This window comes from Geobacter metallireducens GS-15 (genome assembly GCF_000012925.1).
Classification (GTDB): Bacteria; Desulfobacterota; Desulfuromonadia; order Geobacterales; family Geobacteraceae; genus Geobacter; species Geobacter metallireducens.
The window spans coordinates 3,881,637-3,907,827 of the sequence record NC_007517.1 but is presented as its reverse complement, the minus strand read 5'-3'; the positions used below and the strand labels follow the sequence as shown (position 1 = coordinate 3,907,827).

Genomic DNA, 26,191 nt, shown 5'->3' with positions numbered 1-26,191 from the left:
ATGTGCCGGCGCTTGGGAACAACGTTGGGCTATCTCAGGCAATCTTTTATCGCCTCCCAAGGAATTCCCCCATCCCCTCCTCTACGACTTTTCTTCAGTTTTTCCTTTTTAAGTCGATAAGCTAGTGAAAGGCTTCTTCTTTGGTCTGGCGCCCATACACGTTGAATCTGTACGCCAGTCCGCCCGTGGCCGATTTTTCCCCTTGGAGTCAATTCCGTGAAACAAGTCATGAGCATCAAGACCAGGATGAGCGTTATCGCCTGTTGCCTTGTGGCGGGCTTTCTCGTGCTGACGGCTGTTCCTGCCTACATCTACATTTCCAGCGAGCTAAAGAGGCAGATCTCCAGCGAGCAGTTCGCATTGGCCAGGTATATGGCTGCCCATTTCGACGACAATGTCGACATGGCGAGGGAGAAGATCGCAAAGTGCGCGGCAGCCCTCAATCCCGCTGAAGTGAACGATCCGGCCGGTCTTCGGGAATTTCTGGAGTTCGAGCAGGAACTCCAGACATTTTTCGACCAAGGGATGTATGTGATCCGTCTTGACGGCACCCTGGTCGCGGCCACCTCCCGGGATGCTGCCCTGAGGAAAATATCTCCCGACGAAATTGATCTCCTCGTGAGGGGAAAAGCCGTGTCGAATGCCTGTGCTTCGCCCCACGGGCCGATCCCCTGCCTGACAGTGGCCGCTCCCATCCGTGACCGTTCCGGAAGCCTGGTCGCGGTGCTGGCGGGACGGCTCGATGTCACCAAAAAGCATTTTCTCGGCGAGCTTACCGCTTTGAAGGTGGGGAGCGACGGATACGCGTACGTTATCGATTCCCGCCGTACTCTCATCATGCATACGGACCGGATCCGGATCCTGGAAACACTGCACGTCGGCGCCAACGAGGGAATCGAAAAGGCCCTCCATGGCTTCGAGGGAACCGTGGAGAACACCAACGCAAGCGGCGTGCGCGGCCTCACATCGTTCAAGCGACTTTCCTCGGCCGGCTGGATTCTCGCGGTTCATCTTCCCCTCCAGGAGGCGTATGACTCCCTCTACCGTGTCCGGTTCTACTTCGGGATCATGTTGGCGGCCGCCATGTTTTGTTCCGCGATGGTTGTCTGGTTCGTAATGGGAAGGGTTGTGGCCCCCCTCCTTTCCCTGACCCGGCACGTGAGGGACATGGCCGAAAAGAACGGAGCGGACAGGCTGGTACGCGTCGATACCCCCGACGAGATTGGCGATCTGGCCCGGGCGTTCAATGGCATGGTCCGGAAGATCGAGCAGCAGCGGGGGGAACTGGAGCGGGCCAAGGATTTTCACCTCTTACTCTTTGAAGAGTTTCCCACCCTCATTTGGCGGATGGGCCTCGACGGACGGTGCAACTACCTGAACCGGACATGGTTCGAGTTTACCGGTAGGAGATCCGCCGAAGCTCTCGGAGACGGCTGGCTCGAAGATATCCATCCCGACGACCGCCCGGAGGTTGAGCACTGCTTTGCGAAGGCATTCGCCGCCCGTAGCGCCTATGTCATGGAATACAGACTTCTCCACCGCAACGGAGAATTCCGCTGGATCGAGGACAATGGCAGACCTTTCAATGATCTAGACGGCAACTTTGCCGGATACATCGGTTTCTCCCTCGACATAACCGAACGGATGAGAGCGGTAGAGGCGCTAAGGGAGTCGGAGCGCTTTGCCCGTTCCACGGTCGATGCCCTGTCGAGCCATATCGCCATTCTGGACGCCACGGGAACCATTGTTGCAGTCAACAAAGCGTGGCGGGAGTTCGTCCTGGCCAATCCACCTCTGTCAAACAATGTGAACGAAGGAGCCAATTATCTGGCTGTCTGCGATGCGGCGGTCGGTGAGGATGCCGAGACGGCGCAATCCTTTGCCCAAGGGATACGGAACGTGCTGGAGGGGAAAGCTGCCGTTTTTTCCCGGGAATATTCCTGCCATTCCCCCGAAGAGAAATGTTGGTTTGTCGGGCGCGTCACCCGCTTTTCGGGAGATGGTCCACCCCTCGTGGTTGTTGCCCATGAAAACGTGACGGTCCGGAAGCTGGCGGAGGAGGAGCTGGCCAGAAGTCGGGAGGAGCTTGTCGCGAAGCACAAGGAGCTCAAAAGTGCCTTTCTCCAGGTGGCTCAAGGAAAGAAAGAGTGGGAGCTCACCCTTGATTGTATCGGTGACTTGGTCATCATGGCGGATGCCGCCGGTCGGGTCAGGCGGTGTAACCGCGCCGTGACCGAGCTTGCCCGCAAGCCCGTGGACGAGCTGATTGGCCGACCGTGGCCCGAGGTTGTTATTCTTCCTGAGGTGGAAACCGATAGTTACGCGAACGGGGGAGGTGAAATACACCACAGGGAAACAAATCGGTGGTTCTTGCTCACCTCTTATCCGTTCACCGGCACTGGAACGGAGAAGGGCGCTGTCATTACGCTCCATGACGTGACCGAGGCCAAGCGGTCTGCCCTTGAACTGGAGCAGGCCAACACCGAGCTGAAGGAAACCCAGTCCCAGATGCTCCAGAGGGAGAAAATGGCTTCCATCGGCCAGTTGGCGGCCGGCGTGGCCCACGAGATCAACAATCCCATGGGGTTCATTACCAGCAACCTGGGAACGCTGCGCAAGTATGGGGACAAGTTGTTGGAATTCATGGCGTTTATTGCAGAGAAAGCGGAAAGTCACCTTGATCTGCGGAAGGAAATCGAGGCTGAGCGGCGAAGGCTCAAAATCGACTACGTGGCCGACGATCTGGAGAACCTCATCACTGAGTCATTGGAGGGGGCCGAGAGGGTCAGAAAGATTGTTGCCGATCTCAAGAGTTTTTCCCGGGTCGACGAGGCTGAATACAAGGTGGTTGACTTGACCGAGTGTCTCGACAGCACCATCAACATCGTCTGGAACGAGCTGAAGTACAAGGCAACCCTGAAAAAGGAGTACGGAGAACTGCCGCCGCTCCGCTGCTACCCCCAGCAGCTTAACCAGGTCTTCATGAATCTGCTCGTAAATGCGGCCCACGCCATCGAAACCCAGGGAGAGATCACCGTCCGGACCAGGTCGAAAGAGGGGTGGGTCAGCATCGCCATCGAGGATAACGGCTGCGGGATTCCCGACGATGTCATGGCGAGGATCTTCGAGCCGTTTTTTACCACCAAAGAGGTCGGAAGGGGGACGGGGCTCGGGCTCTCCATCAGCTACGACATAGTGAAGAAGCACGGCGGTGAGATCACTGTGACCAGCGAACAGGGGAAGGGAACCACCTTCGTCGTCCGTCTGCCGTCATGCGCTGCTGGCCAGGGGTAGAACGCCGGCTGTTGGCCGTGAACCGGTCATGAGGATGGGCCTCGGTGATACTTGATGTACGCAGTCTGAAACATGCTAAAGGAATCGGCTACTTTTGCCGATAAGTTAGCTGTAACTATTTTTTTTAAAGGCAAGCACATGCGACCCTTGAGCCTGAAATCGAAGATGAGCATCACGGTCTTTCTCCTGGTGGCCGTGCTGATGTCCTCTCTGGCATTCTTCTCCTACGGGTATTTTGAAGGGGAGTTCAAGCGGTTGATTTGTGCCCAGCAGTTTACGCTGGTATCGTCCCTGGCCGACGAGGTGGACGACGAGCTGGCGACCAGCAGCGCCCTCCTCCGGGAGACGGCGAAGCGGATGCCTCTGGACGCATATGGAGACCCACTCAAGGCCCAGAGATACCTCGACGGCTGCGCGGAAACCCTCTCGGTCTTCGACGACGGCCTCTCCCTCTTCTCTCCGGAGGGAACGCTCATGGCTGCGACCCCCCATGAGCCGAACCTCCTGGGAAAGGACTATTCTTACCGCGAATACTTCCGCCAGACGGTTGCCACCGGCCGCCCCCACATTTCCATCCCTTACTGCACCACCAGGCAGCACCGGAATCCGGCCGTCATGTTCACCGTGCCGCTCTTCGGGACCGATGGAAAGCTTGCCGGTATCCTGGCCGGGAGCTTTGACCTGCTGAAGGACAATTTCCTGGGAAAGATAGAAAAGACCAGGGTCGGCAAGACCGGGTATCTCTATACATTCAACGCCGACAGACGACTCATTACCCATCCCGACAGTCCGCGGATACTGGAGACAGTGCCCGTCGGGAAGAACATCGGCTTCGAGAGGGCACTCCAGGGATTCGAGGGGAGCATGGAGAATGTGACGTCCCGTGGAAACAGGGGGATCACATCCTTCAAGAGGCTCAGGAACGCCAGTTGGACCATCGCTGCCCACTATCCCGTGGATGAGGCCTACGCCCCGGTCCATGCTGTGAAAAAGTACTTACTTGCTGCACTCGTGGGGGCGATTCTTCTGTCGATCTTCGTTGTGCGGCTGACCATGGCGTACCTGACCGCCCCGCTCCTTCACTTCACCAGACATGTGGCCAACCTCGGCGACATGTCGCCGAAAGGGAGGCGTTTCTCCGCTCCGTCGCGGGACGAGATCGGAACCCTGGCCGAGACCTTCAACGCCATGGTGGCTAGGCTGGAAAAAAAAGAGGAGGAGCTGAAGCGGAGCAAGGAGCTCTACCAGGTGGTGGCCGATTTCTCCACGGACATGGCGGTCTGGCGGAATTCCGACGGCACGATGGCCTACGTCTCTCCCCACTGCTTCCAGATCACGGGGTACACGGACGCCGAATTCTATGCCGACCCAGGGCTCATGGACCGGATCATCCATCCCGATGACCGTGACCTGTGGATCGAGCACAAGGAGACTGTGGGTACCGAAATCCAGGCAACTCCCCTGGAATTTCGCATCGTCACCAAGGCGAACGAGGTACGTTGGGTCAGCCATTTCTGCCGGTTCGTCCACGATGAAGCCGGGGAGCTCATCGGGGTCCGGGGGAGCTTCAGCGATATCTCGGCAAAGAAGATGGCCCTTGATGTCGTTATCGCCCAGAAAAACTTCGCGGAAAATCTCATCAGCAGCGCGACAGCCCCCATCTTCGTGCTTGACAGCCGGAACCGGATCCTTTTCTGGAACAAGGCGTGCGAAGAGCTGACCGGATACCCGGCGGCCACGATGATCGGCACCGACCGGCAATGGCAGCCGTTTTATTGCGGCAGGCGGCCCACCCTGGCGGATGTGATCATTGACTGCGGGGAGGAGGCAACCCTTTCGGAACTCTATGAGAAATTTTCACCTTCTCAGCTGGCCAAGGAGGGTATGCAGGCCGAGGGGTGGTATTTGGGCCTCGGCGGCAAGAACCGCTACATCCTCTTCGACGCCGCCCCCATCAGAAATGCCGAGGGGGAGCTGGTGGCGGCCATCGAGACGTTCCACGACATCACGGACCGGCAGATCGCCGAGGACAGCGTGGTTCTCCTGAAGGATTTCTACCTCACCCTGTTCGAGGAGTTTCCGGCCCTCATCTGGCGTTCCGGCACCGATGCGAAATGCAACTATTTCAACAAGACCTGGCTCCAGTTCACCGGCCGTTCCCTGGAGGAGGAACTGGGGGGCGGGTGGGCCGAAGGGGTCCACCCGGAAGACCTGGAACGGTGCGTCTCCACGTATCTACGGGCGTTCGACAGTCGCGAACCATTTTCCATGGAATACCGCTTGCGTTGCCACGATGGTGACTACCGGTGGATTGTGCACACGGGGAGGCCCTTCCAGGAGCCCGACGGCGCTTTCGCCGGGTATATCGGGGTCTGTTACGACATTACCGACCGCCGGCGGGCGGCGGAAAAACTCCGCGAAAGTCAGCGGGACCTCGCGCAAAAACACAAGCAACTATCCACCCTGTTCATGGAGGTTGAAATGGCCAAAAAGGAGTGGGAGCAGACACTAGACTGCATTGGCGACCTGGTGATCCTGACGGACAACGAAGGACACATCCGGCGCTGCAACCGGGCCGTCGTCGAGCTTGCCGGTCTTCCCTACCAGGATGTCCTTGGGAGAGAGTGGCGTTCGATCGTTCTCTCGCCCGAGATGGAGAGGATCCGGTTCACCCAAGAGGGAGGAGAGCTCTTCCACAGGTTGACGGAACGCTGGTTCTTCTGCGCCATCTACCCCTTCAGACAAAAAAATGAAAGCGGGATGAGTGGGAGCGTCGTCACACTTCACGATACCACGGAGCTGAAAAAGGTCGGCGAAGCCCTGGAGAAGGCCTACGGCGAGTTGAAGGAGGCCCAGGGACAGATGCTCCAGCGGGAAAAAATGGCCTCCATCGGGCAGCTGGCCGCCGGCGTGGCCCATGAGATCAACAATCCCATCGGTTTCATCATGAGCAACCTCGGAACCCTCGGTAAGTATCTGGGACGGATTCGGGAATTCATCGCCGCCCAGGATGAGACCATCGCCGAACTGGAAGGGGAAGCGGTGTCGCAGCGCCTCGCCCAAGCAAAAAAGACGCTGAAGATAGAGTACATCATGGGAGACATCGACGGCCTCATCACCGAATCCCTCGACGGGGCGGAGCGGGTGAAGAAGATCGTGCAGGATCTCAAGGGATTCTCCCGGGTGGATGAGGCAGAGGTGAAGGTGGTGGATCTGCGCGAGTGCCTCGACAGCACCATCAACATCGTCTGGAACGAGTTGAAGTACAAAGCGACTCTCAAGAAGGAGTACGGCGACGTCCCTCCCCTGCGGTGCAACCCCCAGCAGCTCAACCAGGTATTCATGAATCTCCTCGTGAATGCCGGCCATGCCATCGAGAGCCAGGGAGAGATTACCGTCCGGACCTGGCGTGAGGGGGAGGACGCCTTCATTGCCATTTCCGACACTGGCTGCGGGATTCCCGAGGAGATCAGAGCCCGGATCTTCGAGCCCTTCTTCACCACCAAGGAGGTGGGAAAGGGGACGGGGCTCGGGCTTTCCATCAGCTACGACATCGTGAAGAAGCACGGCGGCGAGATTACCGTGGAGAGCGAGCAAGGCCGGGGGACCACCTTCACCGTGCGGTCCCTGTCCGGGAGAGGAACTGATATGGACGAACAGGTACGCATTCTCTGTGTGGATGATGAGATGAACGTGCTCCGGTCGCTGGGACGGATGTTCCTCGACGACAACTACGACATCCTTACCGCTTCGTCGGCGGCCGAGGGGCTGGAAATCCTCGAGCGGGAGTCCCCGGTGCAGATCGTTATCTCTGACTACCGGATGCCGGTCATGAACGGGGTCGATTTTCTCCGTAAGGTCTGTACCCAGTGGCCCGACACGGTCCGCATCGTCCTGTCGGGGTATGCCGACACGGCCGCCATTGTCGCCGCCATCAACGAGGGGCAGATCTACAAGTTCGTCCCCAAGCCGTGGACCGACGACGAACTCAGGGTTACAGTGATAAACGCCCTGGAGAAGTACCAGCTCCAAAAGCATAACGCCAAGCTCCTTGATGAGTTGAGCCGGTCCAACGAGGAGCTCGTCCTTATGAACGAGAACCTGGAGGCGATCGTTGCCGAACGGACCGAGGAAGTCCTGTTCCGCAACCGGGCCCTCAGTGCCGCCCAGAACATCCTCGACGCTTTGCCGGTGGGGGTCCTGGGGATGGACACGGAGGGGACGGTGGTCCAATGCAACCGGAGTGCGGCGCGGCTTCTGGGGCTCGATGAATACGCAGTCGTCGGTAGAGGCGCAGCCGAAGCCCTGTCGCCGGAGATCTGTGCGTTCATTGACGAGCTCGCCCGGGAAAAGACCTCCATGTGCCGGCTATTGGCCGGTGTCGCCGGAGTCCGGAGTCTGGGGGTGTATCTCAAGGAGGGGGAGCAGGAGGGAATCGTTCTTGTCTTCAATGGGGAGGAACCCCTATGAGTGCCAAAATTCTGTTCGTGGATGATGAAGAGCATATTCTCAACTCCTTGGAGCGGCTCTCCGCGGATATTTCCGCATTCAAGAAAAGGGAATTATTGCCGAACGATAGTAAAGAGGGAGTACACGTTCATGTATGAACTGCCGGAAACTGCACCGGTACGGGTGCTTTTCGTCGATGACGAGGAAAACATGCTCAAGTCCCTGAGCAGGGTTTTCATGGATGAGGAGTTCGAGGTCATCACCGCTCCGTCGGCCAGGGAAGGACTGCGGATTCTCATGGAGACGGAGGACGTGGGGGTTATCGTGTCCGATCAGCGGATGCCCGAGATCACCGGGGTCCAGTTTCTGGCCCAGGTCCGGGAGATGTTCCCCGAGACACTCCGGATCATGCTGACCGGATACGCAGACATTTCGGCAACTGTGGATGCCATCAATCGCGGCGGCGCCTATCGGTACATCACCAAGCCGTGGAACGACGAGGAACTGGTCCAGATCATCCGCGACGCGGTCAACCAGTACCGGCTCGTTCAGGAGAACCGGCGCCTCACGGAGATCGTCAACAAGCAGAACGAGGAGCTCAAGGAGTGGAATGAGAACCTGAAGGTGCGGGTCCTCGAGCAGACTACCGAGATCCGGAAGAAACACGAAAACCTGAAAGAGCTCAACGAACGGCTCCGGAGCAATTTCAAGGACACCGTCACGGCGTTTTCCCGGCTTATAGAACTGGGGGGGAAAAAGCGTCACGCCGAAACCGTGGCGACCCTCGCCATGAACATTGCCCAGGCAATGGGGGTTTCCGCCGGGGAGGTGGAGACGGTGCACAACGCGGCCCTGCTCCACGACATCGGGGAGTTGGGGATAGCTGATGCGATCCTGAAGAAGGACCTGTCAGAGATGACTCCGGGAGAGCTGAGAGAGTACATGCTCCATGCCGTGAGGGGGCAGACGGCCATTGACGCCATTGAGGAGCTCACCCCTGCCGGGGTCCTCATCCGCCATCACCACGAGCATTACGACGGCAGCGGTTACCCCGACGGCCTGCGGGGAGAGGCTATTCCCCTCGGCTCCCGCATCATCGCCATAGCCGATTTTCTCGATAGGGCCATACAGAAGCTGCACGGTTACACTGCCATCGACTACGGCCTGCGGAGCGTCGCCGCCGAGTTGGGGAAGAAGCTCGATCCGTCCCTCTATGAGTCCCTGCGCAAGTTCGCCAAGCACGTCTACTATGTGAAGGAAACGGATACCAGGAAACTCGGCGAGGTCGAGGTGGGAATCGCCGAGCTTTTTGTCGGCCAAGTGCTCTCCCGCGACATATACAGTGGCACCGGCCTCCTTCTCCTCAACCGGGGGGTACGCCTCGATGTGGTCAAGATCGAGGCGATCCGCCGCTACTACCGCCTCGACCCTCCCCCTCACGGCGTCTTCGTGGAAGTATGAGCGTGGGTAATGATTGAATACGACGAAGCACAAAAAAAGATGGTCTTGAAGCTGGTCTACTACGGACCAGCCATGTCGGGAAAGACTACAAATCTACTGAAACTCCACGACCTGATCACCCAGGAGGGGCGTGGAGAGCTGATGGTCCTCGACACGACTGACGACCGGACCATATTCTTCGATCTCCTCCCCTTTTTCCTCGTGGCGCCAAGCGGCTTGAAGATCAAGGTGAAGGTCTACACAGTGCCGGGGCAGGTGCGCCACGATGCAACCCGCAAGGCGGTTCTTCAACGGGCAGACGGAGTGGTCTTCGTGGCTGATTCCCAACTCTCCGAGGCGGCCAACAATTTCGAGAGTTTCGACAACCTGGAGAAAAACCTTGCCTTCGTGGGAATCGATATCGAAAAGGTTCCCCTCGTGATCCAGTTCAACAAGAGGGACCTGACAAACATCGTGAGCGAGGAAGAGATCGCCCGGGTCTGGGAACCCACGGGGATCCAGGTGACGGGCGCATCGGCCCTGGAGGGGTGGGGTGTGGTGGAGACCTTCACTAGGCTTCTGGAGCTTACCTATGCTGCCATCGACCGGAAGTACCGGCTCCTGGATGAGCACGGACTCGGCAGCGAGAGCTTCGTGCGAAAGATGACATCGGTTGAAGCGACGCAGGGCATAGCTGGATTCGTGTAGGGGCGCCTTCATGGCGCTCTGCTCATGCGATGCGAGGCGCTATAGAGTGTGCCCAGTGGATGTTCAAAGAGACCTATCATGAAAAACCAACATACATCAAACGTATCGGCCAAGCGCCTCAACTACGTGGTCGGCGAAGAGCGGCTCCTCAGGGACGTCATCACCGAGACAGAGGTGATCCCGCTCCTCAGGGGTGCCGTACGTGCCGGCGCCCGTGCCGCGGCCCTCGCCGATGCCGAGGGAACCACTCTCTGGTCCCATGCCGCGCCGACCGACGGAGGGGAAGCTGCCTCCCTGGGGCTCCGAGGGCCCGCCATCCTCCTGGAGGGGGAGCCGGTGGGGTCGATTCTGGTGAAGGGAGAGAGGGGAAGGGAGGAGTTCCTGAAGGGGATTGCCGTCATGCTCACGGCTGCGGTGAACCTCCTGGTGGGCTCGAACCTGAAGAGGATGCTCACCACCGAGATCCACACGACGGTGGTGAACCAGTCCTACGAGGAGCTTCTGGAAACTAACCGGAAGCTTACTGCCTCCGAGGCCCGCTATCGGGAGCTGGCGGAGAGCCTGGAGATCAAGGTGGAGGAGCGGACCGCGGAGCTGAAAAAGGCCCTGGCCCGACTCCTGCAACAGGAGAAGCTCGCCTCGGTGGGGCAGCTGGCGGCTGGCATCGCCCACGAGATCAACAATCCCATGGGGTTCGTCACGAGCAACATCCGGACGATGCAGAAGTATGCAGGGCGCTTCGTGGAGATGCTTCAGTTCGCCCGGGATCTCTTCCCCGTGGCGGGGGGAGGAGCGGGCGGGGAGCGCTTTGCCGAGAAGTGGCGCCAGTTGAAGCTCGACATGGTACTTGCCGATGTGGACGAACTTGTATCCCAGAGTCTCGGCGGGGCGGAGCGGGTGAAAAAGATTGTGGCCGACCTGAAGGGGTTCTCGCACATCGACGACCTAGGGGAAACGGTGGCGGACCTGAACGCCGAGATCGACCGAACCCTCGCCGTGCTGGTCCACGAGATCCCGGCGGGGACCGAGATCGCCAGGGAGTACGGCTCCATTCCGGGACTCAGCTGCCGGGCGGGGGAACTCTGCCAGGTGTTCCTCAACATCATCATGAACGCCTGTCAGGCCCGGAGCGAGGGGCTCAGGCTCACCATCCGCACCGCCCTGGAGGGGGATGCCATCGCCATAACCATCACCGACAACGGCCCCGGCATCCTGCCGGAGCTCCTGGACCGCGTCTTCGAACCCTTCTTCACCACCAAGCCGGTGGGCCAGGGGATGGGGATGGGGCTTGCGGTGGCCCACGAGGTAGTAACCGCCCACGGCGGCACGGTGGAGGCTGGAAGCACGCCCGAAGGAGGTGCCTCTTTCGTGGTGAGACTGCCGGTGACAGGGGGATAGCATGGCAAAGTTTTCGGAACTCTTCAAAACCGTTGCTGCCGGCAAGGAGCCCCCGCCGCCCCTTTTGCCCGATGACGACGCCTCGCTGGTGGAGTACAGCGAGACCGAGAGCAGGTTCACCCTCCTCTTCGTCGACGACGAGGAGGGGGTCCTAAGGGCGTTGCGGCGTATTTTTATCGACGAGAACTACGAGATCCTCACCGCCGAATCGGCCGAAAAGGCTTTGGAGATCCTTGGAAAACATTCGGTGCACTTGGTCGTCTCCGACCACCGGATGCCGGGGATGACCGGCGCTCAGCTCCTCAAGGAGATCAAACAGAAGTGGCCCGATACCATCCGGATCATGCTGACCGGCTACGCCGACGTCCAGTCGATCATGGGGGCGGTGAGGGAGGGGGCGGTCTTCAAGTTCATCACCAAGCCGTGGAACGACGAGGACCTGCGCCTCACAGTGAGTCTCGCGCTCCAACAGTATGCTCTCATCCAGGAGAACAAGAAGCTCAAGGAGATCGCCAAGGCCCAGCAGACGAAGATCAGGAACTTCGCCGGGCTCTTCGATGAGGACAAGTCGATGCTCGGGAGCATCCTGACCGAGGCGGGGGTGATCCGCAAGGATGACTTCGCCGCGGTGCTCCAGGGGAAGAAACCAGGAGAGCTCCTGGTGGACGCCCTGGTGAGGACCAGCGTCTCCACCGAGGCGAAGATTCTCAAGACCCTCCAGAACCACCTGGGCGTCGAGTTCATCGACCTGCGGGAGGCGAACATCACCCCCGGGGTGGTGCGGTGTCTCCCCCGCGACATGTGCGACAGGCACCGCCTCATCCCGGTGCGGCTCGACGGTAACCGGCTCACCATTGCCATGGCCGACCCCTCCGACATCTTCAAGATCGACAATATCTCCCGGGTCCTGGGCCTCAAGGTGATGCCCCTCCTCTCCACCAGTTCCGAGATCCAGGCCCAGCTCGCTCGGATCTACGGCGAGGGGGCCGCCGCCATCGTTTCCGGTGGCGGAGAGGAGCTCGACGAATTCGGCGAACTGGAGCCCCTGGACGAGATTGACATCGTCATTGAGGACGAAGAGGCCGACGTGAGCGTCGACGAGTTGATCGGCTCCTCCAAAGTCCCTCCCATCATCAGGGTCGTCAACGCTGTCATCTCCGAGGCGGTCCGCTACCGGGCCAGCGACATCCACATCGAGCCCAAGACCAAGTGCACCGTGATCCGCTACCGGATCGACGGGCTTCTCCACGGTAAAATCAGGATCCCCTCCGACATCCACGCGGCGGTGGTTTCGCGGGTGAAGATTCTCGCCAAGATGGACATTTCCGAGCGGCGTAAACCCCAGGACGGCCGGATCACGGTCAAGGCCGGAACCAGGATCGTAGACATGCGGGTCTCGACCCTCCCCACCATGAACGGCGAGAAAGTGGTGATGCGGATCCTCGACAAGAGCGCTTCCATCAAGGGGTTGGACGAACTGGGGGTACTTCCCGATGACATGAGGAAGCTGACCGTTCTCAGCAAAAAGCCCCAGGGGGTCATCATCTCCACAGGCCCCACCGGGAGCGGCAAAACCACCATGCTCTACTCGCTGCTGTCTGCCATGATGGACAGCCACAAGAACTTCGAGACCATCGAGGAGCCGGTGGAGTACTTCCTGGAGGAGGCGAACCAGGTGGCGGTCCGGGAGAAGATCGGCCTCTCCTTTGCCCAAGTGCTCCGCTCGACGCTGCGCCAGGATCCGGACGTGATCATGGTGGGGGAGATCCGCGACCAGGAGACCGCCGACGTGGCGTTCAAAGCATCGCTCACGGGCCACATGGTCCTCTCCACCCTCCACACCAACAGCGCCGTCGCCTCCATCACCCGCCTCATGGATATGGGGATCAAGCCGTACATCATCGCCTCGGCCCTGGAGGGGATCATGGCCCAGCGGCTCGTGCGGCGGGTCTGCGAGGCGTGCAAGACCGCCGTCCCCCCCGACCGGGACCTCCTGGAGCTTCTGCGGGTTCCCGCCGACTACCTGAATGGAACCGTCTACCAGGGGAAGGGGTGCGACAAGTGCAACAAGACCGGCTACCGGGGGCGGATCGGGGTGTTCGAACTCTTCGTTATGAACGATGACTTCCGCCACTTCATCAGCAGTCACTACCGGGAGTCAGAGCTCTTCGAGATGGCGCGGGCCAACGGCATGAAGACGCTCATCGAGGACGGGATTGAGAAGGTAAGGCTGGGGCTCACGACCCTGGAGGAGCTCCTGCGGGTGATTGGCCCCCAGATGGTCTACGAGCGGGCCTGCCCCCACTGCGGGAAGATGGTGGACGCCAAGTTCCTCTTCTGCCCCTTCTGCGGGACTTTCAAGAGCAACTGCTGTAAGGGATGCAAGATGCCCCTGGAGGAGGAGTGGTCCGTTTGCCCCTTCTGCGGGGTGGAGAAGGGGACGGACAGCCTGACTTTGATGGAGGAAATATGAAAAAGACCCTGCTGCTGGTGGATGACGAGCCCTTTGTCATTAATTCGCTCCGGAGGGCCCTCGCGGACGAGCCCTACGAGATACTGACTGCCGGAAGCGGTCAAGAGGGGTTGGCGCTTTTCGCTGAGCACCGGGTCGGTGTGGTGGTGTCCGACGAGAAGATGCCGGGCATGGGGGGAGCCGAATTTCTTGCTGCTGTCCGCGAGCGGTACCCCGAGACGATCAGGATCATGCTCACGGGTCATGCCTCTATCGATGCCACCATGAGGGCGGTGAACCAGGGGGAAATCTACCGCTTCTTCACCAAGCCGTGGGATGACCTGGAGTTGAGATTTGCGCTACGCTCAGCTTTTGACAGGTTGGTGCTCGAAGAGGATAACCGGCGTCTCCTGCGAACGGTGAAACGCCAGAGCCAGGAACTGAGCGCTCTGGAACAGAAGTACCCCGGGATCACCGACGTGGAGAAAGATGCCGATGGCGCTCTGGTTCTGCCGGAGATTTCGGTTGAAGACATCAACAATTTCATTGAACGATGCAACAGAGAGTATCAGAAGACCTGACGGGTTTGTGGAGACATTGCACGGTTGCACGGTTTGTCACGGGGCATTTCGGGGTGGGTCTGCCTTTGAAGCCGATCAACATCAACGATTTGTTAATTTGGACTGCAAATGTTAACTGGCCGATAACATTATGTAATTGAGCTTGAAGTGTCCGTCTCCAATCGCCATATTGCAGCGTAATTGAACGCATAAAAGCCCATGGATGCTGTGTCCATGGGCTTTTATTGTTATCTTCATGCTCACTCGTTCTACCGACTGAGCTACAGGAGAATGAATTGTTCCCGCAGGTTGTTAACCCTGCGGCGCTTTCTGCTGGATTCTTTGGCTACAAGCACCGTTTTGAAAGTACCCGAAAATACACTCCTCAAAACCCTATGACGAAAAGCGAAGAATTTTTTACCACACCATATTGGGGTGTCACAGTATTCCTAGTTGATGGCGCAGGGCTGACCGCCTGAAGGACGTACCCATAACAATCATCCCTGCCCGCGCTTGATAAATGTCCCCTTTTCGTATTCCTCGAAGGCAATCCGGAGTTCATCCTGGATATTCATGACGATGGGGCCGTACCAGGTCCAGGTACGAGGGATCGATGACCACGTCCCCGACCGATCCCCGGACGCCGTTGATCTCGCCACAGATGACCTTTGCCCGGACATCCCCCTTGAGCATGAGGTCGGGAAAGTGATGCCGAGAGCTATGGCGGAAGGGGGCTCACGCCCGGAACGTCCGTTCCACGATCGCCCGGTTGTAGGCGGCAATGACTTCCCGTCGCGACAGAATCCCGATAACCTTTCCATTGCCGGAATCGACAACCGGCAGTTCTTCGATGGGGGTGAGGTCCATCTTCCTGAGCGCAGCGGCGAGGCTTTCGTCGCCCTGCACGGTGATGACGTCGTCGGTGGCCATTTCCCCGAGGGGAACCTTGTCCAGGATGTCCGGTTCGAAGGCGACGCCCAGGAAGTCATGGATCGTGACGACGCCGGCCAGGCCGCCGCCGGCGTCTACCAGGGGAAAGGTGTGCTGGCGAGGGGTATGGGCGCGTTCCAGAAACTCACGGATGGTCATCGATTCGGGGAGAACCTCCGCATCGTGCATCATGACTCCCCTCACCTGGATCTTCTCCAGTATCGTCTCCTCGCGCCCCGTTCTCAGGTCGATCCCCCGGGCTGCAAGGTCGGCGGTGTCGATGCCGTCCTTGCGGAAATGGCGCGCCACGGCAGTGCCGATGGAGCAGGCAAGCATGATCGGAATGATAACCTTGTAGGAACCGGTCATCTCAAACAGGAGGAAGATGCCGGTCATGGGCGCATGGGTGACCGAGGCGAGGAACGCCCCCATTCCCACCAGGGCATAGGCCCCCGGCGTTGCGGTATGGAGCGGAAAGAGGAGGTTTGCCAGGAAACCGAAACTCATGCCGGTCACTGACCCTATGAAAAGCGACGGGGCGAAGGTTCCCCCCGGCAGCCCCGAGCCGATCGTGACGCAGGTGGCGGCCATCTTCCCGACGATGAGGAGCGTGACAAGGAGCCATCCCACGTCGTTGCCGACGGCCTTTTCAATGAATCCGTACCCGTTTCCCTGGACCTGGGGGAGGAGGACCCCGACACAGCCGGCGAGGAATCCCCCGAGCAGCGGCTTCCAGAGGGGATTCACCCGGAGCTGCTCGAAAAACTCCCTGGTTTTTCCATAGCCAGTGATGAAGAGGGCCGCGACGCAGCCGCACACGATCCCTAACAGGGCATACAAGACCAGTTCCAGGGGGTGGACGAGCTGGTAGGCCGGTACGTCAAAGGCGGGGATGTCGCCGTACATGGCCCGGGAGACGACCGTGGCCATGCCGGATGAGATGACGATGCTCGTGAAAGAGGAAAGCTCGAAGCTGGAGAGAAGGACAATTTCGTGGGCAAAAAAGACGCCGGCGAGGGGGGCGTTGAAGGTGGCTGCCACGCCGCCGGAAACTCCGCAGCCGATCAGGACCTTGAGCCGTTCCTCCGGCATGCCGAGCAGATGGCCAACCACGGAGCCGGCCGTGCCGCCGATCTGGGCGATGGGGCCTTCCTGGCCGGCCGAGCCGCCGGAGCCGATGGTGAGGGCCGACGAAATCCCCCTGGTGAACATGAGCCGCAGGGGAAGTCGTCCCCCCCTCAGGTTGACCCTCTCAAGGAAACGGGGGAAGCCGAAGGCCATGTCCTCTCGGTACCAGATGAAGAGGGGGAGCATGATGGTCGCGCCGATGACGGGAAAGGCCAACGCCCAGAGCCGGCTTGCGTCCCAGGTGTCGGGGGAATAGCCGGTCAGTCGGGCACCGTTGTCGATGATGAGCCAGCGGAAAAAATCGATGCACGAACGGAAGGCGTAGTTGCAGAGTCCCGCCAGGAGCCCTATCCCCACGGCCAGAACTGCCATGAGGGTGCTCTCGCTGATCCGCAGACGGGAGAGGAGGGCCAGGACACTCCGCCGTAGCCGAACGAACCGGCGAAGCAGGTGGAGGTCGTGGATCAGGACCAATGGCGTGGGCCAGAGCGGAGCTCGTCGAGGGGGTTGCTGTTTCATGGGCACGCAGATTTTATACTGACGCCACGGGAATTGCGCAACTGATTTTCCCAGCGCGGTTCTAACGCGGCGGCGCGGACTATTCCCCGTATTCCCGCAGCACCGTCTCGATCCCCTTCAGGGGGGACGAGGCCGTTTCGGGGCGGTTGCCCAGGGCGAACCCGAGGTCGCGGAGCGCCCTGTCGAGCAGGAACGAGCGGAGGAGGGTCGCCAGGTCGTTCCGGTCTGCCGGAACGAGGGGACTGTTCCCCATCCGTTCGAGGTACCCCGCGAGGTAGCGGCAGCTCACGTGGTAATAGCAGGCATCCGCCCACGGCTCCAGAAGCTGGACGTCTCCGGAACGGCCGTTCCCATGCCGTGCGAGGGCAGTCAGCGTGGCAGCGTGGAAGGAGCGGATCATTGATGCCACGTCCCTCAGGGGAGAGCGCTTGATGCGGCGCTCGCTGAGGGTCCGGTCCGGCTCCCCCTCGAAGTCGAGGATTACGAAATCCTTGCCGGTGAAGAGCACTTTCCCCAGGTGAAAATTGCCGTGGATGCGGATCTTCATCGTCCCTATCCGCCGGCCGACGATTTGGGCCAGCCAGGAGAGAATCTCCTTTTCGGCCCCCAGGACCCGGTCAGCCGGTCCCTGGTCGTCGATCGGCAGAAGATTGCGGTTCTGGGACAGGAGCTGAAGGGTGCGCCGTGCCTGGTTGCGCATGGACTGGTACACGGAGCGCTGGTAAATGGTTGAATACGCCTCCGGTTTCCAGGCCGGATCGTTTCCCCCCGCGGCAAGGGCCAGGTGGAGTTCGGCGGTTCTACGCCCGAGAAGTCCCGCCATTTCCAGATAGAAGCCGCCAATGAGATTCGCGACCGGTTCCGGAACGGTGCAGGCGCTGCCGTCTATGAGGCTCGAGAACCGCTTCGGCGGAGGAGGGATCTCGCCCCGGCGGGAGAGAATCCGCTCGAAGTACTGGCCGAGGAGGTGGAGCGCGAGCCGCCAGCCGTTACCCTGGTTTTTCACATATTCCTGCACAAGGCCAATGGTGCATGGTTCGGTGCCGGGATGGCGCAACTCGAGACTCGCCTGGAAGGGGACAATGTTGGGGTAGCGGGACTTTTCCGTCAGAAACCGGACCAGCTCCACCTCCGAATTCACCCCCGGTTCCACCGTGCGGTACAGCTTGAACACGTGCCGATCGCCATAGAGGATGACACTGCTCGCCTCTTCCCCCGTGACGAGCTCGGAAATGAGATGCTCCGTTTCCCGCATTCCTTCGGCGTGGCCTCCTCTCCCATGGAGCGGTACGACGAGGCTCTCCCGTTTACCATGGAGTCGGCGCCGGCCAAGGGCAAGGGCGAGGAGCGCGTCCCTGAACTCCCGGTCATGGAGCGCATCGCAGAGGATCCCTGCTTCGTCCCCCACGGAGAGGGATGCAATGGCCGCCTGTGGCGATTCGGCATCGACCCGTTTCGCCCCGGGGCCCCGGAGAAACGCAACGGGGATCAGGTAGGTTTCCGGCGCGCCGTTCTGGTAGCGGACCTCCAGGAAGAACAGGGGAAAGACCTGGTCTGATGTCCGCAGAAGCACGGTGTCGCGCAGGGCATAGCCGATGATTGCCCGGGCTTTCCCCCGGAACCAGCCGCTTCGGTTCAGGTAGTCGGTGGTCGCCCGTTCCAGGCGGGTGTCCCCTCCGGTATGCTGGAGGGCCTCCCACCACGGGAGTCCTCCCGGGAGGTTGATCCGCGGCAGTTCTCCCTCTGGCAGGCGTGGCGACTCTGCACGGCTCAGGATGAACCAGAAATGATCGTGGGGGCCCAGGGTGAGGGGGTAGGGGATTTCGCGGATGACCGGAAACCGGTTCCGGCTGAAGAGGTCTGCTGGCGATATGCCGGCGAACTCCTTCAGGTCGAGGCTCACGGCCTGGGCGAAGCGGGAGAGGTTTCCCACTACGAGGATCACCTCGTCTTCGTGGCGCCGGAGAAAGGCGAGGACCCGGTGATTGGCCGGATAGAGCATCTCCAGGGTGCCGCTGCTGAAGGCCCGGTGGCGGCGGCGCACGGCGATGGTGCGGCGCATCCACCATAAGAGCGACGTGGGGTTGCGCTCCTGAATCTCCACGTTTACCGCCTCGTAGTGGTATTCGGGGTCGATGATGACCGGCAGGTAGAGCCGCTGGGGGTTGGCGCCGGAGAAGCCGGCGTTGCGGTCAGGGCTCCACTGCATGGGGGTGCGGACGCCGTTGCGGTCCCCCAGGTAGTAGTTGTCCCCCATGCCGATCTCGTCGCCGTAGTAGATGATGGGGGTGCCGGGGAGCGAGAAGAGAAGGGCGTTCATCAGCTCGATCTTCCGCCGGTCCCGCTCCATGAGCGGAGCGAGGCGCCGCCGGATCCCCAGGTTGATCCGCGCTTTCGGGTCGGCGGCGTAGATCCGGTACATGTAGTCCCGCTCTTCGTCGGTGACCATCTCCAGGGTCAGCTCGTCGTGGTTGCGGAGGAAGATGGCCCACTGGCACCCCTCGGGGATGGCGGGGGTCTGGTCGATGATGTCGATTACGGGGAAGCGGTCCTCCATTTCGATGGCCATGTACATACGGGGCATGAGGGGGAAGTGGAAGAGCATGTTGCACTCGTCCCCCTCGCCGAAGTAGGCGATGGCGTCTTCGGGCCACTGGTTGGCCTCGCCGAGGAGCATCCGGTTGGGGAACGAGGCGTCCACGTGGGCCCGGAGCTTCTTCAGGAAGGCGTGGGTTTCGGGGAGGTTCTCGCAGTTGGTCCCCTCGCGCTCGAAGAGGTAGGGGACCGCGTCGAGGCGCACCCCGTCCACTCCCATCCCGAGCCAGTAGTCGATGACCCGGAGCATCTCCGCCTGGACCTTGGGGTTGTCGTAGTTGAGATCGGGCTGGTGGGAGTAGAACCGGTGCCAGTAGTAGGCCTTGGCCACCGGATCCCAGCTCCAGTTGGAGGTTTCGAAGTCCTGGAAGATGATCCGGGTTCCTTGGTAGCGGTCGGGGTTGTCACTCCAGACGTAGTAGTCGCGGTGGGCCGATCCCGGTTTGGCCCGGCGGGCCCGCTGGAACCAGGGGTGCTGGTCCGAGGTGTGGTTGAGGACCAGCTCAGTGATGACCCGGATGCGGCGGGCGTGTGCCGCCCGGAGGAACTCCCGGAATTCCCGCAGGGTGTTGTAGCTGGGGTTCACGCTGTAATAGTCGGCGATGTCGTACCCGTCATCCCGTAGCGGCGAAGGGTAGAAGGGGAGGATCCAGATGGCGGTGATCCCCAGGGATTGGAGATAGTCGAGCTTCCCCATGAGGCCCCGGAAGTCCCCCATGCCGTCGCCGTCCGAGTCGGCGAAGGCCTTGACGTGGAGCTGGTAGATAATGGCGTCCCGGTACCAGAGGGGATTGCCGCCCCGCAACGGTTCTCTGCGTGCCATGGGGTACCTCCTTGTCACTCATCCCTTCATGCTTCCAGCAGGGCCACGGGAAAATCCGAGAGCACGGCGGAAAGGGGGAGGGTCGCCACTCTCTCCTGCTGCGACATCGCGACCCGCTCGCCGGTGAAGATGTTGCGGCAGGCGCGGCCGCTCCCCGCGGCAGGGATGACGAGCCGCGTATCCTCCCAGACCGCGGCACCCAGGGGGGGAACCCCCAGCCGGGTGAAGAAGCGCGGAGCCACGGCAATGGCCATCGCGCCGTCGTGGCAGCGCGCGAAGGCGCAGACGTTGTCGCTCTGTTCGCCCTGAACCTCAAGCGGAAGGTATGTGCCGAGCTCGAAGAGGGAGCGGTTGGCCCGGCGATGGGCGAGGGCCTTCCCGATGAGGAATAGCTTCACCCGGCCGTCGGCCATGGTTTCGAGGAGCTCCCGCGTCAAGGCAAGGGGGCCCCGCTCCTCCTCTGCCGTCCGCAATCCATCGAGCATGGCGATCCGCTTCGCGAAATCCACCGGCCGGCGGTTGTCCGGGTCCACGAGGCTGAAGTCCCAGAGCTCGTTCCCCTGGTAGAAGTCCGGGACGCCGGGTGAGGCCACCTTGAGCAGGGTCTGGGAGAGGGAATTCAGCATTCCGCAACGGATGAGGGGGGGAAGGGTCCGCCGCAGGTCGGCAAGGAAGTTGTTGGCGGTGACGTCCTGGAGGATGGTGTCAACGAAGTGGAGCGCCGCCTCTTCGTAGACCGAATCCGGGTTGATCCAGCTCGTGTTCACCTTGGCCTCCCGCATGGCCTTGAGCATGTACTCCCTGATCCGTCCCACGAAAACGTCCCGTTCATTCCCCGTGAAATCCTCTGCCGGCCAGGCGCCGACGATGGTCTGGTAGAGGAGGCACTCCTCGTTGCGGCTCGGCACCTTGATCCCCTGGACGGTCGCCTTGTGGGGGCGGTTCATCCGGCTCCAGCGCATGAGGCAGTCGTGCCACGCTCCAGGGTCCTCCGAGAGGACGCAGATCCGGGCGCGGACATCCTCGCTCCGCTTGGTGTCGTGGGTGGAGGTGGTAAGCAGCGCCGTCGGGATGCTCCGGGCCCGCTCGATGTTCTGGCCGTGGAAGGCCTCGATGGTGATGCCGAAGCGCTCCGGGGTTCCTCCCACCTCGTTGAGGGCGACGAGCCGGTTGTAGACGTAGAAGGCGGCATCCTCAAGCCCCTTGGCCATGACCGGTCCGGTGAGCTGCTGGACCCTCATGACAAAGTCGAGCCACTGCTCCTGCTCATCCCCGCTGGTGCTGTCATGGAAGCGGAGCAGGAGCACATCCTCGATGAAGGTGAAGATCGATTCGCTCATGGCCGGATTGCGCCGCTTGGCCCTGGCCACGGCATATTCGATGTACTGGCGGTCCCGGTCAGCCACCTTGCGGGTTGCCGTGTAGGTCCGGTAGACGGGGAAATGGGCGATCACCTCCAGCAGTGCCTTGGTGAGGCTCCCGAGGGTGAAATCGCGGGTGTGGCGGTTGGTCTCCGAAAGCTTGTTGAGGTAGTGCCCCAGGGTGTTGATTTCGCCCCCCATGGAGAACTTCATGACCTGCTTCTTCTTCTGATAGGCGATCTCGGGGAAATCGGGCTTTTCGTGGATGAACCGCGCGTAGACGGTGTCGAACCGGCGGCCGTTGCGGGTATCCACCAGGAGGCCGGTCGCGGCGTTGGCGAATTCGTACCCCGTGGTGCCGTGGACCGGCCAGTCCTCGGGGAGCCGCTCGTTCTTCATGAGAATTTTTTCGCCGATGATGTAGAAGGGCTTGATCCGGGGCGAAACCTCCAGCATCTCGTCGTAGAGCTGAAGGATACCCTCGGCGAGAGTTCCCGCGGGTTCTTCCTCTTCCCTGGCCCTGCTCCTGTTCCCGAGGCCTGCCAGGCGCGTCTCCAGGAAGCAGCTCCGCTGGAGCCGCCTGAAATAGTCGGTGGGGTTAAAGAGCCCGTCGGCGTGGTCGATCCGCAGCCCCGTCACCTTCCCCTCCCGCACCAGTCCCAGGACCAGCCGATGGGTCTCCTCGAAGACCCGGGGGGTCTCCATCCGTATGGCGCCGAGGGCGTTGATGTCGAAAAAGCGGCGGTAGTTGATCTCGTCGGTGGCGGTCCGCCAGTGGGCGAGGCGGTAGACCTGCTGGCGCAGGATTCCGTCCAGCAGGTCGAAGCTGCGGGGATTCCCCTTCTCGCCATTGAAGATCCGGACATTCTCATCGATGAACGTCTTGACGGGCCAGTAATCACGGCAGAGGGCCGCGAGCCGCAGCTTGATCACCTCCTTTTCCCGATAGCGCTCCCGGACCAGGTCCGGATCGCGCTCCGTGTAGAAGGGGAGGTGAGAGATGGCGGTCACGATGCTCAGGAGCTCCTGGTACGCCTCGTGATCAGGGGGGAGGAGCCGCTCCAGTTCCTGGAGCCGGTGGGTGAGGAGGGGGCAGTAGGTCTTGGGGATGATGGGGAACCGGTGCTCGTAGTAGCTGATGAAGAATGCCCCTTCCTCGAAGGAGAGGACCAGTTCCCCCTTTTCCAGAGCCGTTCCGTACTGGTCGCCGAGGACCGGAATGAGCACCTTGTCGGCCAACTCCTTCTTGACCGGCGACCAGTCCACATCGAAAAAGGCCGCGTGGGGCGAGCTGGGGCCGTTTTCCATGAGGTCGAGCCACCGCTCGTTGCCTCCCCCCTCGACGCACATGTGGTTCGGGACGAAGTCGAGTACCTGCCCCATGCCGTGGCGCCCGAGGCAGTCGCAGTAGGAGTCGAAGTCCTCCCGGGTGCCGAGTTCCGGGTTCAGGCGGTTGTGGTCGACGATGTCGTAGCCGTGCATGCTCCCGGCCCGGGCCTTGAAGAAGGGGGAGGCATAGACGTCGCTCACCCCCAGGGCGCTCAGGTAGGGAACGATCCGCTCCGCATCCTGGAAGCGGAACCCCTCGTTGAACTGGAGGCGGTAGGTTGCCGTCGGTATCCGTGCCTTGGCAAGGTTCGTCTGGTTCATGGGTGACTCCGTGAGGCGGCGTAGCTCTTACCCTGTGCCGTAGAGCGTGACGCTGAAGGGCGCGAGGGTGAGGCCTGCGCCATCGCCGTCAGCGCCGATTCGTTCCGGCGCGATGCTCCCCGGACCGCCCCAGCTCTTCCCGGCCGAATCGAGGAGCTTGCGGCATTCGCCGTGTCTGAAGGGGAGCCGGACGGTGCGGGGAGTTTTCCCCAGGGCAAAGAGGGTGATGAGTTCTCTCCCGCCATGGCGATAGCGGAGGGCGATGACCCGGTCCGCTTCCAGCCCGACCACCGCCACCTCCTCCCGCTCGGGGTGGCGCAGGTGCGGAAGCTCCCGGCGGAGCCGGATCACTTCCCGGTAAAAGGCGTACAGGGAGCGGTGCCACCCCTGGTGACGGCGCTCCGGGTCGATTCTGGCGGCGAGGAAGGTCTCTTCGGCCTGGGGGTCAGGCACCTCGGCCTCCCAGCCGAAGGAGGCGAACTCTTCCCGGCGCCCCTGCCGCACCGCCTCCGCCAGCTCCGGGTCGCCGTGGCTCGTGAAGTAGGGAAAGGGTGCGGTTTCGCTGTACTCCTCCCCCATGAAGAGAAGGGGGAGGTAGGGGGAGAGGATGACCGCGCCGGCGGCCAGCTTGAGCTGCTCCAGGGAGAGGCGGAGCGAGGGGCGGTCCCCCCGTAGCCGGTTTCCCACCTGGTCGTGGTTCTGGGAGAAGACCACCAGCTGCCGGGGTGGACGGGCCGCCGACGGGCTGCCGTGGCGGCGCCGGCGGTGGCGGGAGTATTGGCCGGAGTAAACGAACCCTTCCCGAAAAGCCTTCTCCAGATGGCCGAAGAGGCCGAAATCCGCGTAATACCCCTGACGTTCCCCGGTGAGGTACGTCATGAGCCCGTGGTGGAAATCGTCGCACCACTGGGCGTGGCAGCCGTGTCCCCCCCATTCCGGCGGCGTGATGGTCCGCACGTCGTTCAGGTCGCTCTCGGCGATGACGTGGACCTTCCTCCCCAGCTGCCGGGCCAGGGAATCGACCGCCTGGCTGATGTCCAGAAGGATGTGGCGGGCGCTGAAGTCGTAGATGCCGTGGATGGCGTCGAGGCGCAGGCCGTCCACGTGGTACTCGCTTACCCAGTGGAGGGCGTTGGCGATTACGTAGTGGCGCACCCCGTTGCTGTCGGGTCCGTCGAAGTTGACGGCATCTCCCCACGGCGTGCGGTAGCGGTCGGTGAAGTAGGGGGCAAAGGGGTGGAGATAGTTCCCCTCGGGGCCGAGGTGGTTGTAGACCACGTCGAGGATCACGGCGAGCCCCCGCCGGTGGCAGGCGTCCACCAGGGCCTTGAGCCCGTTCGCCCCTCCGTAGGCGTGGTGCGGGGCAAAGGGGAAAACCCCGTCATACCCCCAGTTGCGGGTGCCGGGAAACTCCGCCACCGGCATGAGCTCCACCGCGGTCACTCCCAGCTCCGCCAGGTAATCGAGGCGCCTGATTGCCGCCGTGAAGGTACCCACGGGGGTGAAGGTCCCCACGTGGAGCTCGTAGGTGATCAGTTCTTCAAGCTTCAGCCCCCGCCACTGGCCATCGGTCCAGCAGAAGGAGACCGGAGCCACCACTTGGGATGGACCGTGGACCCCGTCGGGCTGGCTCCGTGACGCGGGGTCGGGACGCCGGAGAGTGCCGTCAAGCAGGTACCAGTAACGGTCTCCCGGGGCCATGCCGGCGATGGTCCCCTGGAAGTATTCGCCGGCCCGGGAGAGGGGGTACGATGCCTCTTTCCCGCAGGGGATGACCGCCACCGACTCGGCCAAAGGGGCCCATACCCTGAAGCGAACTCCCCCGGCAAGGGGGGTCGCCCCCATGTCCAGATGCCACTCTCCCATGTCTGCACCTTCCCTGTGCCGTCAGCCGGGTTATGGCTGCGCCGGTGCGCGGCCGTTTTCCGGCAGGGTAAGAGGGCCGACTCCGTGGCCCCCGCCTGCTGCAATCATCTCTGAAAGACTAACAGGCAACGGCATGGATGCAAAGGGTTCGGCCGAGATGGAGCTAGGGACGGTCTTTGCCAGAGAAATAGCCCTTTTTGACTTAGATCAAACTCAAACCGGGAGGGAGCCTGCAATACTGTCATGCAAGTAACCGCTCACTTGCAAAGAGACCGACCATGAAACCACGAAAAAAAGAGCCCACGGAAGTAAGGCGACAGCAGATTACCGAGGCGGCCCTCAGGATTATCGGAACGAAAGGAATAAGCGGCGCAACAACAGCGGAGATCGCCTCTGCGAGCGGCATCTCCGAAGGGAACCTTTACCGGCACTTCAAGGGGAAGGAAGAGATCCTCGGGTCGGTGATCGACAAGATCGGAAACGATCTCGCATCGATTCTCGATGCCGCTGCGGATATCGCCGAACCACTGCGCAGACTTGAGGAAATCTTCAAGCGGCACCTCTCGTACATCGAAGAGCATGTGGGCATTCCCCGCACCATCTTCACCGAGGAGGTTCTGGTGCTGAACGAGACCCTCCGGGAAAAAGTCAGGGGAAATCTCATGCACTATTTCAGGGGGATCAGCGCCGTTATCGAACAGGGACAGGAAGCGGGGGCATTGAACAGGGAAATGGACCCGAACGCTCTGGCCACCATGTTCATCGGCACGGTCAATTTTACCGCCCTGCGGTGGGTAATGAACAAGTTTTCCTCGAAACTGAGCGATGAGGGGGAAAGGCTCTGGGAAACCTTTGTGAAGTCGCTCGTCTGCAAGGTGTGAGATTGCAGGCAAGATCTTTCAACTCGCTCACTAGTGAGAGGCGCTCATTCAGCACGGAAAAAAGACTGGCGCCATCGGGCATGTTGTTGATCCGGCGGCCGCCGCCTCGATGCTGATAGGAATGGTGCTGGCAATGA

14 protein-coding genes are annotated in these 26,191 nt (G+C 61.2%); 9 read left to right on the top strand and 5 right to left on the bottom strand.

Features of this window, described 5'->3' with window-relative positions:
* Positions 1-228: 228 nt before the first annotated feature.
* The 8 genes from GMET_RS17435 (at position 229) to GMET_RS18675 (ending at position 14,780) form a co-directional block, all read left to right on the top strand.
* Positions 229-3,294 carry a PAS domain S-box protein gene (locus tag GMET_RS17435; protein ID WP_011366197.1) on the top strand — a complete coding sequence of 1,022 codons (3,066 nt, stop codon included), beginning with the start codon at positions 229-231 and terminating at the stop codon, positions 3,292-3,294.
* A gap of 165 nt (positions 3,295-3,459) precedes the next feature.
* Positions 3,460-7,764 (top strand): PAS domain S-box protein, encoded by a 4,305-nt coding sequence (locus tag GMET_RS17430; RefSeq protein WP_238378954.1) that lies wholly within the window; start codon positions 3,460-3,462, stop codon positions 7,762-7,764.
* 129 nt (positions 7,765-7,893) lie between these two features.
* Positions 7,894-9,204, top strand: a complete 1,311-nt coding sequence (locus GMET_RS17425; protein ID WP_004513926.1) for an HD domain-containing phosphohydrolase — start codon at positions 7,894-7,896, stop codon at positions 9,202-9,204.
* A gap of 9 nt (positions 9,205-9,213) precedes the next feature.
* Positions 9,214-9,891, top strand: a complete 678-nt coding sequence (locus GMET_RS17420; protein WP_004513925.1) for a GTP-binding protein — start codon at positions 9,214-9,216, stop codon at positions 9,889-9,891.
* Between the two features lie 78 nt (positions 9,892-9,969).
* Positions 9,970-11,289 (top strand): sensor histidine kinase, encoded by a 1,320-nt coding sequence (locus GMET_RS17415; RefSeq protein WP_004513924.1) that lies wholly within the window; start codon positions 9,970-9,972, stop codon positions 11,287-11,289.
* Between the two features lies 1 nt (position 11,290).
* The gene (locus GMET_RS17410) at positions 11,291-13,762 is read left to right on the top strand and encodes an ATPase, T2SS/T4P/T4SS family (protein ID WP_004513923.1); all 2,472 of its coding nucleotides are present in this window, start codon (positions 11,291-11,293) and stop codon (positions 13,760-13,762) included.
* Positions 13,759-14,322 carry a response regulator gene (locus GMET_RS17405; RefSeq protein WP_004513922.1) on the top strand — a complete coding sequence of 188 codons (564 nt, stop codon included), beginning with the start codon at positions 13,759-13,761 and terminating at the stop codon, positions 14,320-14,322. The genes GMET_RS17410 and GMET_RS17405 overlap by 4 nt, the downstream gene beginning before the upstream one ends.
* Positions 14,323-14,597: 275 nt before the next feature.
* Positions 14,598-14,780: a hypothetical protein gene (locus GMET_RS18675; protein WP_138983420.1), complete on the top strand. Its 183-nt coding sequence runs from the start codon at positions 14,598-14,600 to the stop codon at positions 14,778-14,780.
* 79 nt (positions 14,781-14,859) lie between these two features.
* On the opposite strand, the gene GMET_RS19210 is transcribed toward GMET_RS18675, so the two are convergent.
* The 5 genes from GMET_RS19210 to treZ form a co-directional block, all read right to left on the bottom strand.
* Positions 14,860-14,994: a hypothetical protein gene (locus GMET_RS19210; protein WP_261974672.1), complete on the bottom strand. Its 135-nt coding sequence runs from the start codon at positions 14,992-14,994 to the stop codon at positions 14,860-14,862.
* 42 nt (positions 14,995-15,036) lie between these two features.
* Positions 15,037-16,878: a chloride channel protein gene (locus GMET_RS17400; protein WP_004513921.1), complete on the bottom strand. Its 1,842-nt coding sequence runs from the start codon at positions 16,876-16,878 to the stop codon at positions 15,037-15,039.
* Between the two features lie 79 nt (positions 16,879-16,957).
* Complete coding sequence (gene treS / locus GMET_RS17395) at positions 16,958-20,296, bottom strand: maltose alpha-D-glucosyltransferase (protein WP_004513920.1); 3,339 nt, start codon at positions 20,294-20,296, stop codon at positions 16,958-16,960.
* Positions 20,297-20,322: 26 nt separating this feature from the next.
* Positions 20,323-23,307 carry a malto-oligosyltrehalose synthase gene (locus tag GMET_RS17390; protein ID WP_004513919.1) on the bottom strand — a complete coding sequence of 995 codons (2,985 nt, stop codon included), beginning with the start codon at positions 23,305-23,307 and terminating at the stop codon, positions 20,323-20,325.
* 27 nt (positions 23,308-23,334) lie between these two features.
* On the bottom strand, positions 23,335-25,173 hold the full coding sequence (gene treZ / locus GMET_RS17385; protein ID WP_004513918.1) for a malto-oligosyltrehalose trehalohydrolase: 1,839 nt from the start codon (positions 25,171-25,173) through the stop codon (positions 23,335-23,337).
* 278 nt (positions 25,174-25,451) lie between these two features.
* On the opposite strand from treZ, the gene GMET_RS17380 reads away from it, so the two are divergent.
* Positions 25,452-26,054 (top strand): TetR/AcrR family transcriptional regulator, encoded by a 603-nt coding sequence (locus tag GMET_RS17380; RefSeq protein WP_004513917.1) that lies wholly within the window; start codon positions 25,452-25,454, stop codon positions 26,052-26,054.
* Positions 26,055-26,191: the final 137 nt, after the last annotated feature.

Coding starts and splice junctions, on each gene's coding strand:
- GMET_RS17435 (WP_011366197.1), top strand. CDS start 229: ATGAGCATCAAGACCAGGATGAGCGTTATCGCCTGTTGCCTTGTGGCG.
- GMET_RS17430 (WP_238378954.1), top strand. CDS start 3,460: ATGAGCATCACGGTCTTTCTCCTGGTGGCCGTGCTGATGTCCTCTCTG.
- GMET_RS17425 (WP_004513926.1), top strand. CDS start 7,894: ATGTATGAACTGCCGGAAACTGCACCGGTACGGGTGCTTTTCGTCGAT.
- GMET_RS17420 (WP_004513925.1), top strand. CDS start 9,214: ATGATTGAATACGACGAAGCACAAAAAAAGATGGTCTTGAAGCTGGTC.
- GMET_RS17415 (WP_004513924.1), top strand. CDS start 9,970: ATGAAAAACCAACATACATCAAACGTATCGGCCAAGCGCCTCAACTAC.
- GMET_RS17410 (WP_004513923.1), top strand. CDS start 11,291: ATGGCAAAGTTTTCGGAACTCTTCAAAACCGTTGCTGCCGGCAAGGAG.
- GMET_RS17405 (WP_004513922.1), top strand. CDS start 13,759: ATGAAAAAGACCCTGCTGCTGGTGGATGACGAGCCCTTTGTCATTAAT.
- GMET_RS19210 (WP_261974672.1), bottom strand. CDS start 14,994: ATGCTCAAGGGGGATGTCCGGGCAAAGGTCATCTGTGGCGAGATCAAC.
- GMET_RS17400 (WP_004513921.1), bottom strand. CDS start 16,878: ATGAAACAGCAACCCCCTCGACGAGCTCCGCTCTGGCCCACGCCATTG.
- treS (WP_004513920.1), bottom strand. CDS start 20,296: ATGGCACGCAGAGAACCGTTGCGGGGCGGCAATCCCCTCTGGTACCGG.
- GMET_RS17390 (WP_004513919.1), bottom strand. CDS start 23,307: ATGAACCAGACGAACCTTGCCAAGGCACGGATACCGACGGCAACCTAC.
- treZ (WP_004513918.1), bottom strand. CDS start 25,173: ATGGGAGAGTGGCATCTGGACATGGGGGCGACCCCCCTTGCCGGGGGA.
- GMET_RS17380 (WP_004513917.1), top strand. CDS start 25,452: ATGAAACCACGAAAAAAAGAGCCCACGGAAGTAAGGCGACAGCAGATT.